The following is a 12,482-nucleotide window of genomic DNA, read 5'->3' as shown; positions in this document are numbered from 1 at the left end:
CGAATAAAAACAAGAAAATATGCACCCTTTATTCGTAAAAATAAAAAAGGTGCATATTTAGCTCGCTTATTATCCGGGATAAACTGCTCTTGGGCCACCAATTAATTTTGGTCTTGTTCGTGCATTGGTTGTTCTTGCATGACCTACGTAACGCTTCTCCATTCGAAGCGGGATTGCTACAGGCTTCAGTTGCATACCAATCATCGTTTCGCCAATATCGATGCCGGCATCTGCTTGTATGGACTCGACTACCACCGCATCTTCTAAATGATCATATGCATATGCCGCCATCGAGCCACCAGCTTTTCGTACTGGTCTTACGGACACTTGGTCAAGCTTACGTTCGCGCATGATTTTCTTTTCTAAGACGATTGCTCGGTTCAGGTGTTCACAGCATTGGAAACATAACTTAACACCTGTTTTTTCCTTTAAGCGAGTTAGTTCTCGAAAAATCATTGCTGCTACTTCCTCACTACCTGCTGTACCTATACGTTCCCCAGCGACTTCACTCGTCGAACAACCGACGACAAAAAGGTCACCTTCGGAAAGAAGGTCGAGTGAAATCCATTCATCCACAATTGCTTTGAGATCTAATCCCCATTGATCGAGTTTCATGGAATTTCCCCTCATTTCATTACTTATTCTCGTAATCTGATACTTTTCCAATTCGGTTAGCGTGACGACCACCTTGGAACTCTGTACCTAACCATTCTTTGACAATTTCCCTTGCCAAGCCAGGTCCAATGACACGTTCTCCCATTGTAATCATGTTCGAATCGTTATGCTCTCGAGTTGCTTTAGCACTAAAAACGTCATGTACCAGTGCAGCACGAATGCCTTTTACTTTATTCGCTGCGATCGACATTCCGATCCCTGTCCCACAAATTAAAATACCACGATCAAATTCTCCACTTGCTACACGTTCAGCTGCCGGAATTCCGTAATCAGGGTAATCAACAGAATCTGCACAATTACAGCCTATATCTTCATAGTCAATATTTAATTCTTCTAATAGAGATGCAATTTCTTTAGATAAATGAATCCCGCCGTGATCAGATGCTAAAATGACTTTCATCGCATTTATTGCTCCTTTTTTATAAAAGTGTTGTTTAGCTTAGCTTAAATTGCTCGATCTTTATTTTCAAGTTTTGTGCTTGTTGATCGAGTGAAATCGCCAACTCCTCTAAATTTTCGGCAAAACCAGCCTGCTCCTCAACAGTAGCTTGCATTTCTTGGGCACTAGCAGACGTTTCTTCCGCAATCGCAGCAACATTTTGCGACTTGGCTTGTGTTGCTTCGATTTCTTGTAACTGATTGTCTACGAGCTGTGATATTTCTCTGATAGCGGATGCTACCTGGTGGACCGAATCTGACATGTTATCGATAACTTGGTTTGTTTCTTCGCCTTTTTTCACTTCTGCACGTGTTTCATCAACCTGTGTACGCATATTGCCTACTACCAATTCGACATCTTTTTGCATATCCTGAATTAAGTTAGAAATGGTTTGCACCGCGTCAGAACTTTGATCCGCTAATTTCCTCACTTCTTCAGCAACAACTGCAAACCCTTTTCCTTCTTCCCCTGCTCGAGATGCCTCAATTGATGCATTCAATGCTAAAAGGTTCGTTTGTTCACTAATGTCACCCACAAGTGAGATAACATTTTCGACTTCTTTCGCCTTTTGGGATAAACGATTCACGTCATGAAGTGCATAATCCTGATTATCTGCCAGCTGGCCAATACCGGAAACTAGTTGACTGATAACCTCTTTGGATTCATTTAACTGCTCCACCATTTCATTAGATTTATGCTGTGAATCTTCTGCCTTTTGATCTACTTGGGTTGCTAAACGTGTGGAATTTTCCACTGCTTCTGCTGTTTGTTGAATTGCATCAGAAGTTTCTTCGGCACCAGTCGAAATTTGACCTATCGTATCCTCCAAAACATCTGTCTGTTGTTTTGTTTTAGATGCCGCATCTTTCATTTTATGTACAGATTGGGATGTTTCTGACGCATGTTGTTCAATTTCCGTTAAAACTGTTTTTAAATGGTGGACCATTTTTTGAAACGCGATCGTTAATTCACTGATTTCATCGCCGTTCGTTTTCGGTTGTTCAATCTCGACATTTAAATCCCCGTCTGCCACTTTTGCCGCGACATTTTTCAGTTTGTTAAGTGACCGCGTAATAAATCCAGCTGCAAAGAACGCTAAAATACCCGACCAGATAATCCCAAGTGTTAATGTCCCTAATACATACCATACCTCTGGGATATCAATAAACTCTCCTATTATATCTTTTAAAACATAAATAAATAACGCACTAGTAGAGTATGTAATTAGAGCTAGCAAAGTTGTAAATATTACCAATCTTATCTTGAGACTTAACCCTTTTTTTGTTTTCCCTTCCATTTGACGTCCTCCTCAAAAACATGACTTTTTATCTATCTTTATTGTCTATCTTTTTGACTAATAGTTCAAGATAATTGTCTAATTCTTCATAAGTTTTTTGATAAGTCATGTAATTTCCGCCAAACGGATCGATTATATCAACGTTTTGAACTTGCTTTTCTAACTGATTAATTTGATCTAGTAAATTTGGGTCAATTTCACTTCCGGTTAATTTTGCTTCCTCTAATTGTGCATAGGCTTCTTTTAGCTCATTCCAATTATTTTCATAGTTCGGGTCTGCATACTCTTTTAAGGTGAAAATTTTTCCTGTATCTGCTGGGTAGCTTTGTTTCAGCATATCCCGATGATTCTGCGTCATGGTAAGAACTAAATCAGCCCATTTTATCAAATCTTCTGTAACAGGTTGAGACTTATGGTCAGATGAGATTCCTTCCTGCTTCAATACTTCGCTTGTCCCTTCTGAAGCCGGCATCCCTTCACCTGCAAAGAGTCCGGCTGATTGAACGTTATGCTCTGTTTTATGTTGTAATATCGCTTGAGCCATCGGACTGCGACAAGTATTGCCTGTACAAACGAACAAAATATTCATGTATTGCTTGCCTCCATTATTGATACTACTCATTATTTTAGCCCCAGCTTCATGATTTCATAATCTCTATGGAGCTAGTGAAGTTCTTTCTGGGATATCTGCCTTTTTCCTCGGAACAACTTTTCCCTTCCGGGGATATTTCCTTCTCTTCCGGGGATATCTACCTTTTTCCTTGGAAGAGACGACTTTTTCCTCGGAACAGCTTTTCCCATCCGGGGATATTTCCTTCTCTTCCGGGGATATCTGCCTTTTTCCTCCGAGCAGCTTTTCTCTTCCGGGGATATTTCCTTCTCTTCCGGGGATATCTGCCCTTTTCCCTTAGTAGTGAGGATTTTTTCCAAAGAGTAGGCGTTCTCTCCTTTGGATATTCTTTTCCCATCCTTGAATTTAACTCAAAAGAAGTGAGGGCTTTTCCAACTACAAATCATAATCTCCTTTAATTATATCATATTATTAGAATAATACGTGCAGTCCAAAAGCAAAGAGAATCGCTCCCCCCACCAGTTCACTGTAGGTACCTAATAAATGATGCGTTCTTCTGCCTATTAGTAATGCACACCAAGTTAATACTGTACTGAAAAGACCGAACATGATAATTGCAAACACTGTTGCCACGCCCGAAAGGCCAAGTGATAGACCGATTGAAAAGCTGTCCAAACTTACACTAAAAGCAAACATGATTAAGCCAAAACCAACCGGTGCTAATATTTGTGTATCTTTTTGCCAAAAGGTTTGAAACATCATTTGGAACCCGATTGCACATAATAATAAGCCTGCAGCAAGAATGGCAATTCCTTCTATTTTATTGGAAAGTATGGAACCCAACAACAAACCAATAAAGGGCATGATCATATGAAAAATACCGACCACAAGACCGATCAAAAATATTCGTTTCAAGCGAATTTCTTGCATACCGATACCTAGGCCAACCGAGAAGGCATCCATTCCTACGGCAAATGCCATACATATAATGGATATCACTTCGATTATTGATGCCACCATCCAAAAAAGCCCCCTTCGCACTTAAACAAAACAAGTGAGACATGCCAGTCCCCTTGTCCCATTCTTATGCGTGGGGGGATCATTATATGTTTTTGTTTTGCGTGTACCAGTGAGTGGCAGCTTTCGTCAGTCGATTCATGATAGCATCACCAATACCTTCTTGCGGATAGGTTTCAGCTAAGATAATGTCAACGTCGGTGTCATTAAAATACCTTAATCCGTAGTAAAGGTTGGCGGCTACTTGAGATAAGTCATCTCGACTACCACAGTTATAACGGATAGCTGCTTGGAGCTGATCAACTAATGGCTTACTGGCGATGATCCCAACTTTTTTTCCTTCTTGTTGAAACTTATTAATATGCTTTTGGAAAAAGCGTTGATCGCCATCTATTAATACGAGCGGAGCGTCTGGCTCATAATGAGTATATTTCATCCCCGGTGATTTTGGCTGATTTTCTTTTAGAGAGCCTGTTAATTCCACTTGGCCAGCTACTTGCTCTATCTGCTGTTTAGTCACACCGCCAGGCCTTAAAATAACTGGTATATCACCTGTAGCATCGACAACAGTTGATTCTAAACCTACGCCTGTCGCACCACCATCAATAATTCCAGCAATTCTTCCGTACAAATCCTGATAAACGTGCTCAGCTGTCGTAGGACTCGGTTTACCCGAAAGATTCGCACTTGGTGCAGCAAGTGGCAGGTTAGCCTCTTGAATTAGCGCCCTACCGATTGGATGGTCAGGAATCCTAATTCCCACGGTGTCCAATCCAGCTGTAACCGTATCTGCGACTGTTCCATTACTTGGTAAGATAATCGTAAAAGGGCCCGGCATGAAATGTTCGATTAACTGTTGGGCCATTGTGGATATCTCTGTAACATAATGTTGGATTTGACTTGGATCATGAACATGGACAATTAAAGGGTTATCAGATGGACGGCCTTTGGCTTTAAAAATCTTTGAGACCGCAACTTCACTCGTTGCATCCGCTCCTAATCCGTAAACTGTTTCAGTGGGAAATGCCACTACTTCTTGCTCATTTAATAATTGAGCGGCTTTTATTAATGACTGTTTGCTTGCATCCCATTTTTCTGTTTTCATGTTATCCCTCGATCTAGATAGATTCTATACACTATTATGAAGTTATCCAAAAAATTGTGCAAGCACCTTTTGTTATCCACATCATTTTCCACAACAATTATAAAAAATGTGCACAAATTAACCATTTATACACATTTTTATAAACAGAGCATGTTCATAAATGATAACTCCTATTAGTTACACACAAGTTTTTACACATTCACATAGAATCTTGTGCATAACCGTTGTTTTTATCCACATATTCTAGGTTAGTTATCCACCACGAGGCTTGCAATGACTCTTCTAAAACTTGATCTGTCAGGTTATATCCTAATTGTGTTAATAACTGCTCGAGAACAGCTGTTTTGCTGTGGATAATTAAGGACGTAGCCCCAAAACTTTGCGTTAACTTCTCTGCTGTTTGAATGATCGATACCGGTAGTAGAACAGGTGCATTTCTTTTCATGATTAAACTCCGTAACCAATACGTATGGCGATCAACTGGAATAAGGGAGAAAAAGGCTGCCGGTTCTTCTTGTTTATAAATAAAATATCCATATTGCTTCATCTCTATTTCATTGAATTGCGGCACCTTTTCATCGAAAAAAGCTTCAAATTCCTTTTGATCCAACTCCTTCGTCGGTATTAATTGCATCCTCTCACCTCTATCATTTCGTCTTACTATTAATCTATGACAAAATGATAGATTTATGATTAATTAAACCATTTTAAGAAGAAAAAAGTGTATTCTACTTCCTCTTCTTCCTTTTCTTCTTCCTCTTGTTCTTCTGTTTCTTGATCCTCTTGATCAGCTTCGGCAGCCTCCACAGTTGTACCAAATGAAAAATCTAAAAAACATAATGGTGGAAAAATGACACACCACCAATTGGATCCTTCTGCTTCTCCTAACGTGATCAAAATTGCTTCATATTCACCGGCTGGGTAGAGATAATGATCATATAGTTTCGTCGGAAATTTAACATCTTTACGATATTCCACCGTATACGTTTCATCTGCTACTGTATCTTTCACGATTTGATCGATATCATCAATACGAGAGGAAATCAGTTGTCTCGCTTCGTCAATATCATCCATTTCTTCTACCCATTCTGTTACTTCTTCATTTACCGCATCCCTAACAGCATGTTTTAGCTCCTGATCTTTCTCAGCATCGCTGTTTGCTAAAATCCTTAAACGGATTGCTTCATCAGGAATAACTTGATAGGATTGTTCATTACTCGTTACCTTTTGTGGAAAAAAACCTATAATTAAAAACATAAGTACACTAAATAAAATAAGCTTTCGCATTTTTTTATCCCCCTGTCATTAGCGTTTGCTAGTCACAGTGTGGACAACATCGAAAGCTTTTAAACTTTTAATCTATTAATTTTTCAATGAGGAGACTTTTATCTAGAAACAATAGGGATATTAGCGCTATTACAACGTAGTAATAATCGGTCCTTTCTTCGTAAGAATAATCGTATGTTCGTATTGAGCCACAGAACTTTCGTCGGTTAGGAAGGTCCATCCATCTTCGGATTGGTAAACTTCCTCTTCCAATGTCGAAATAAAAGGTTCAAAGGCAATGACCATACCATCTTTTAAAATTTCGTCATCCCAACGCGAGTAGAAATTGAAAATATGATCTGGTGCTTCATGAATCGAGCGCCCAACACCATGTCCAGTAAGATTTTTGATGACGGTTAAGCCGTGTTGTTTTGCTACTTTGTGTACAGTTTTTCCGAGCGCGCTTTTCTTCGAACCTGGTTTTGCCTTCTTTAGACCAGCATCGAATGCTTCTTTAGCGACGTCACATATTTTTTGCAAATGGTCCGCTCCATCCCCTACTACAAAAGAAATCCCGGTATCTGCGAAATAACCGTTTTTCGAACCTGATACATCAATATTCACAAGGTCTCCTTCTTGAATGGTCCGATCTCCAGGAATCCCATGGGCTACTTCTTCATTGATGCTAATACACGTATATCCAGGGAAATCGTATTCTCCTTTTGGTGCAGATTGAGCTCCTGCTTTTTCAAACATCTCTCCGGCAATTTCATCGAGTTCTTTTGTAGTTATTCCAGGTTTAGTGCAATGAACTAATTCATCTCGAATGGCTCCACAAATTCGACCAATTTCTTTTAATCCATTAAAATCCGCTTCAGTCTTTGCAATCATCGTATACCCTCACTTTTTCACGTAATTTTATGCCTTTCGTTTTATCTACGAAACGGCTTTTTCCTTAATAAATTGTTCCTGCTCACAACATCACTCGTACAATACGGTCTTTGCCATTGATGTCTTGGAAGATAGTCACTTCACTGTTAGGAAATTGCTGCTTAATCAGTTGTTTAACTGCTTCAGCTTGTTGATGGCCAATTTCAAAAAAGATCATGCCTTGTTTATTTAATACTCGACCTGCTTGGTGGATAATTTGTTGATAAGCGGCTAATCCATTTTGATCTGCAAACAACGCCATTTCCGGATCAAAATGTTTTACGATTTCCGAAAGGTCCCCAGCTTCATCATAAGCAATGTAAGGAGGATTAGAGACGATAAGATCGACTTTTTTTCCTTGTGTGATGAGCGGTTCTAAGAAGTTCCCGTGATAAAAGTCAACCTTCGCTTCATGTTTATCTGCGTTTTTTTTAGCGACTTTTAATGCTTTTTCAGATAGATCTGTTGCAAGCATGTTGACCTGCCTGTTCTTTTCCCATTCTTTTGCTAACGTGATAGCGATTACGCCACTGCCTGTTCCGATATCCACACAAGTAATATTGGTTTTATCCACAACTTCTATGACCTGTTGAACAAGTTCTTCTGTTTCCGGTCTTGGGATGAGCACATGTTTATTAACATGAAACATACGACCATAAAATGCTTCGACACCTGTTAAATGTTGAACAGGGATTTTGGTTTCGGTATGTTGTTCGATCTTTTGCTGAAAATCGGCTAACTTATCTTCAGCAATCGAATCTCGTAAATGAATGATCAGGTCGGTTTTTGACCAATCCATTATGTGTAAAAGTAGAATTTCTGCCACTTTTGGTTCACAGTTATGTTTTTGTAAAAAAGAAGAAGCCCATTCCAGGGCCCCATGTACAGTTGATATTTGCATGTTATTCACCGATTTCTTCCATTTTCTTCGCTTGTTCTTCGATGATAAGTGCATCAATTACTTCTTCCAGCTTACCTTCTAAAATTTGATCAAGCTTTTGAATGGTCAGACCGATACGGTGGTCTGTTACACGATTCTGCGGGAAGTTATATGTTCTAATCCGCTCTGAACGATCGCCAGAACCGACAGCAGATTTACGTGTTTGATCATATTCTGCTTGTGCTTCCTGTTGGAATTTATCATAAATACGAGCACGCAAGACTTTCATCGCTTTTTCTTTGTTTTTAATTTGCGATTTTTCGTCTTGAATTGAAACGACAATACCTGTTGGTTCATGTGTTAAGCGGACTGCAGACATCGTAGTGTTTACCGATTGCCCACCAGGACCACTAGACGCAAAGGTATCAACGCGGATATCTTTTTCATTAATGTCGATTTCTACTTCTTCTGCTTCCGGCATAACGACTACGGTTGCTGTTGAAGTGTGAATACGCCCGCCAGATTCGGTTTCCGGTACACGTTGTACACGGTGGGCACCATTTTCAAACTTTAATTTCGAATAGGCACCAGTTCCATTGATCATGAAGACAACTTCTTTAAACCCACCAACACCAGTCGTATTGGAGTCCATTATATCAATTTTCCAGCCTTGTGATTCCGCATAACGGGAATACATTCTGAATAAGTCTCCAGCAAAAAGGGCTGCTTCATCCCCTCCGGCTGCACCGCGAACCTCCATGATAACGTTTTTGTCATCGTTAGGATCTTTCGGTAGTAATAGAATTTTCAGACGTTCTTCCAACTCTTCTTTTTGCTCAGAAAGCTCCGCAACTTCCATTTTTGCCATTTCACGCATTTCATCATCAAGATCGTCATCTAACATCTCTTTAGCATCATCTAGTTGTGTAGAGATATCTTTATATTCACGATAAGCTGTAATCACATCTTGAAGATCTGATTGTTCTTTCGAATACTCTCTTAATTTTTTCGAATCATTAATGACTTCAGGGTCACTTAATAATTCATTCAATTTATCATAACGTGCTTCTAACGATTCTAAACGATCTAACACGTTCTTCACCTCTTTCTCCGATTAGCAAAACTTCACTATGATACAGTATATTAAAAATAACGGAGACCGTCAAAATCTACTATGTGCTTTTAATTTACTTTTCGGATGATTTGGAACGTCGTGGTGATGTCTGCAACGCGGTTCATATGCTTCTTTAGCACCAACTAAAATAACAGGATCATCATAGGAAGCAGGACTGCCATTGATTAAACGTTGGGTTCTGCTTGCAGGTGAACCACAGACAGGGCATACTGCATTTAATTTCGTAACAAATTCACTGATCGCCAAAAGCTGTGGCATCGGTCCAAATGGTTCACCACGGAAATCTGTATCTAATCCTGCAAGTACAACACGATGACCTCTATCAGCCAGTTCTGATACGATATGTATAATATCATCATCAAAAAATTGTACTTCATCGATTCCGATTAGATCAATATCATCGGTGATGTCTTCTAATATGTCAATTGCTCGTTTGACAGGTTTTGCTACTAACTCTGATCCATTATGGGAAACGACACAATCATCTTTATAACGATTGTCAATTAGTGGTTTATATACAGCAACAGAAAGGTTACCGTACGTTGCGCGTCGTACTCTGCGAATTAATTCTTCTGATTTGCCTGAAAACATGCTTCCGCATATTAGTTCAATCCAACCGGCATGCTTCATAATGTGCATGATAATGTTGCCCCTTCCAGCATTATTGTTTCTCTATATTTAAACATTTTACCATGTTTTTCGTATAAATATGTAGCTGATTACATTGTCCAGCCGCTAAACATCAAATAAAAAACAGGCAAATTTTTGGTGCATTTGCCTGTTTCAAGGATTTGTATCCTATTATATCGTCGTACAGTGAAAAAATACCAATTAGCTAAGGTTGTATTTTTTCTTGAATCGGTCAACACGACCGCCGACTTTATCAGCTTTTTGCTTACCAGTATAGAACGGGTGAGAAGCTGAACTGATTTCTACACGGATTAATGGGTAAGTATTGCCATCTTCCCATTCAATTGTCTCTTCAGATGTTGTAGTAGATCCGCCTAGAAATTTGTAGTCAGAGCTTGTATCAAGAAATACAACTTTGTGGTATTCTGGATGAATATCTTTTTTCATGTCTGTCCACTCCTTTTGCCCTGAATCCTGAGGAAACAGAGTTAGATTCATGCTTGCTTGAGCATTTTTGTCATACAGAAGAATTATAACAACCTAAAGCACTGTTTGCAAGAGAATTTTAATATTTGCGTGAATTAACTAGATTTCTTCGTTCCTTTACGCTTCATTTCTTCTTCTAATACCGATAAAAATTCCTCGTTACTCTTTGTCGAACGTAATTTACGTAAGAAACGTTCTAAGAAATCTGGGGAATCCTGCATACTTTTGCGAATGGCCCACATTTTTTCGAGATGATTTTTCGATACAAGTAGTTCTTCTTTTCTAGTACTAGATCGTAAAATATCAATCGCAGGAAAGATACGACGTTGTGCTAAATTACGATCTAAGTGTAGTTCCATATTGCCTGTACCTTTAAATTCTTCATAGATTACATCGTCCATACGTGAACCTGTCTCTACTAGGGCTGTTGCCAGAATAGTGAAGCTTCCACCATCTTCAATATTTCTTGCGGCACCGAAGAATCGTTTTGGTCTATGGAAAGCAGCAGGGTCAATACCACCGGATAACGTTCTTCCACTTGGCGGGATCACAAGGTTATAAGCACGGGCAAGACGTGTAATACTATCCATAAGAACGACGACATCCTTTTTGTGCTCAACAAGTCGCATCGCACGTTCTAACACTAGTTCAGCCACTTTAATATGATTTTCCGGTACTTCGTCAAACGTGGAGCTGACTACATCGACATTTTCATCAACAGAACGCTCTATATCAGTTACTTCTTCGGGACGTTCGTCCACTAAAAGTATGATGAGTTTCGTGTTCGGATGATTTTTGGTAATACTATTTGCGATTTGCTTAAGTAGCATCGTTTTACCTGCTTTAGGCGGAGCAACAATTAAACCACGTTGGCCGTAACCTACAGGTGTTAATAAATCCATGATTCTAGTTGAAATCAACTTTGTATCCGTTTCTAAATTCATCAATCGATCTGGATATAGCGGGGTTAAAGCTGGGAAATGAACACGTTCTTTTGCTGCTTCCGGATCTTCACCATTTACGGCATCCACATGTAATAGTCCGTAATATCGTTCATTTTCTTTTGGCGGACGTACTTTACCAGATACTTTGTCACCATTTCGTAAGTCAAAACGACGAATTTGAGAAGCAGAAATATAAATATCTTCTGCACTTGGTGAATAATTGATTGGACGGAGGAAACCGAAGCCTTCTGTCGGGATGATTTCTAAAATACCATCCATAAATAAATAGCCGCTTTTTTCCGCTTGTGCTTTTAATATCGCAAATATTAGTTCTTTTTTTGTTAATTTTGCGTAATAAGATACTTTGAATTCTTTTGCTTTAGCATATAGTTCTTTTAATGTCATCTGTTCTAGTTCTGAAATTGTTACTTCACTCACAAAATCACCACACCTATTTTTTTATTATATATTCCATCTTCATGTAATTTTCGAGATTAACAGTTTGTAGATTTTAAACGTGGGGAACCTAATCAATCTGACAAATTGATCTTTCGTTTGTTTATACATTTGTTTTATCTGTCAATGGTCAATCAATATATGGAAACTCAATGGGAGCACCGAGATCGCTTGAAATCTCAAGAAGAGTATGAGATGGAAGCACCTTCATCCAACCCGTTTGCCGGATGATATTGGAAGAACTCAATTACTTGGAATAAATGAGTCAATGATATTCTTTCTATATAGTACATGGTTACAACTATATATTCAACTAATTTTTATGAAAAAGTGATTTTTTTGTAAAATTAATGTGAATTTTCAAGGAATGATTAGGTAAATCTTTTTTTATCCACTTTGACTATACCGTCATGAATTGTTGATACAAACTGCGAAGTAATGTGGTAATTAGATGTGCGGTCACCTAAGAGATAATTTCGAAATATATCATGATGATAACTACCACTCCGGCTGCCCACTTCCCTTTCCGTCGGGTTTGCCCTTCAGCTAACTTTTTCGAGCAAAAACCGCTCGAAAAAGTTAGCTGAAGGGCAAACAATTCCCACAGGAGTGAAAGTGGGCGGCCTTCGTTCAGAAATGCTCCGCAACACT

The 12,482-nt window shown here is 39.0% G+C and carries 15 protein-coding genes; all 15 read right to left on the bottom strand.

Annotation, left to right across the window (positions count from 1 at the left end; translation table 11 throughout):
• Nucleotides 1-69 precede the first annotated feature (69 nt).
• Complete coding sequence (locus tag GH715_RS06145; protein ID WP_153834859.1) at nucleotides 70-615, bottom strand: TIGR01440 family protein; 546 nt, start codon at nucleotides 613-615, stop codon at nucleotides 70-72.
• Between the two features lie 19 nt (nucleotides 616-634).
• Nucleotides 635-1,075, bottom strand: a complete 441-nt coding sequence (gene rpiB, locus GH715_RS06140; protein ID WP_153834858.1) for a ribose 5-phosphate isomerase B — start codon at nucleotides 1,073-1,075, stop codon at nucleotides 635-637.
• 34 nt (nucleotides 1,076-1,109) lie between these two features.
• Nucleotides 1,110-2,411, bottom strand: a complete 1,302-nt coding sequence (locus GH715_RS06135) for a methyl-accepting chemotaxis protein (RefSeq protein WP_153834857.1) — start codon at nucleotides 2,409-2,411, stop codon at nucleotides 1,110-1,112.
• 28 nt (nucleotides 2,412-2,439) lie between these two features.
• Nucleotides 2,440-3,033, bottom strand: a complete 594-nt coding sequence (locus GH715_RS06130) for a low molecular weight protein arginine phosphatase (RefSeq protein WP_228760265.1) — start codon at nucleotides 3,031-3,033, stop codon at nucleotides 2,440-2,442.
• 41 nt (nucleotides 3,034-3,074) lie between these two features.
• Entirely contained in the window at nucleotides 3,075-3,341 is a 267-nt protein-coding gene (locus tag GH715_RS06125; protein WP_153834856.1) for a hypothetical protein, read from the bottom strand.
• 112 nt (nucleotides 3,342-3,453) lie between these two features.
• The gene (locus GH715_RS06120) at nucleotides 3,454-4,002 is read right to left on the bottom strand and encodes a manganese efflux pump MntP (RefSeq protein ID WP_153834855.1); all 549 of its coding nucleotides are present in this window, start codon (nucleotides 4,000-4,002) and stop codon (nucleotides 3,454-3,456) included.
• An 82-nt stretch (nucleotides 4,003-4,084) separates the two neighbouring features.
• Nucleotides 4,085-5,104, bottom strand: coding sequence for an L-threonylcarbamoyladenylate synthase (locus tag GH715_RS06115; protein WP_153834854.1), 1,020 nt, complete (start codon nucleotides 5,102-5,104; stop codon nucleotides 4,085-4,087).
• 199 nt (nucleotides 5,105-5,303) lie between these two features.
• Entirely contained in the window at nucleotides 5,304-5,738 is a 435-nt protein-coding gene (locus GH715_RS06110) for a hypothetical protein (protein ID WP_153834853.1), read from the bottom strand.
• A gap of 59 nt (nucleotides 5,739-5,797) precedes the next feature.
• Nucleotides 5,798-6,391 carry a stage II sporulation protein R gene (spoIIR, locus tag GH715_RS06105; RefSeq protein ID WP_153834852.1) on the bottom strand — a complete coding sequence of 198 codons (594 nt, stop codon included), beginning with the start codon at nucleotides 6,389-6,391 and terminating at the stop codon, nucleotides 5,798-5,800.
• A gap of 129 nt (nucleotides 6,392-6,520) precedes the next feature.
• Complete coding sequence (gene map / locus GH715_RS06100) at nucleotides 6,521-7,261, bottom strand: type I methionyl aminopeptidase (protein WP_153834851.1); 741 nt, start codon at nucleotides 7,259-7,261, stop codon at nucleotides 6,521-6,523.
• Nucleotides 7,262-7,343: 82 nt separating this feature from the next.
• Nucleotides 7,344-8,201, bottom strand: a complete 858-nt coding sequence (prmC, locus tag GH715_RS06095; protein WP_153834874.1) for a peptide chain release factor N(5)-glutamine methyltransferase — start codon at nucleotides 8,199-8,201, stop codon at nucleotides 7,344-7,346.
• Between the two features lies 1 nt (nucleotide 8,202).
• A complete protein-coding gene (prfA, locus tag GH715_RS06090) occupies nucleotides 8,203-9,273 on the bottom strand; it encodes a peptide chain release factor 1 (protein WP_163578480.1) in 1,071 nt (356 codons plus the stop codon).
• 69 nt (nucleotides 9,274-9,342) lie between these two features.
• On the bottom strand, nucleotides 9,343-9,954 hold the full coding sequence (locus tag GH715_RS06085) for a thymidine kinase (protein ID WP_153834850.1): 612 nt from the start codon (nucleotides 9,952-9,954) through the stop codon (nucleotides 9,343-9,345).
• A gap of 192 nt (nucleotides 9,955-10,146) precedes the next feature.
• On the bottom strand, nucleotides 10,147-10,392 hold the full coding sequence (locus tag GH715_RS06080) for a type B 50S ribosomal protein L31 (protein ID WP_018930801.1): 246 nt from the start codon (nucleotides 10,390-10,392) through the stop codon (nucleotides 10,147-10,149).
• Nucleotides 10,393-10,526: 134 nt separating this feature from the next.
• Nucleotides 10,527-11,813, bottom strand: coding sequence for a transcription termination factor Rho (gene rho, locus GH715_RS06075; RefSeq protein ID WP_163578479.1), 1,287 nt, complete (start codon nucleotides 11,811-11,813; stop codon nucleotides 10,527-10,529).
• Nucleotides 11,814-12,482: the final 669 nt, after the last annotated feature.

The organism is Gracilibacillus thailandensis (assembly GCF_010994055.1).
GTDB classification, from domain to species: domain Bacteria; phylum Bacillota; class Bacilli; order Bacillales; family Amphibacillaceae; genus Gracilibacillus; species Gracilibacillus lacisalsi.
The sequence above is the reverse complement of the archived record's forward strand: the minus strand, read 5'-3'. Positions and strand labels throughout refer to the sequence as shown.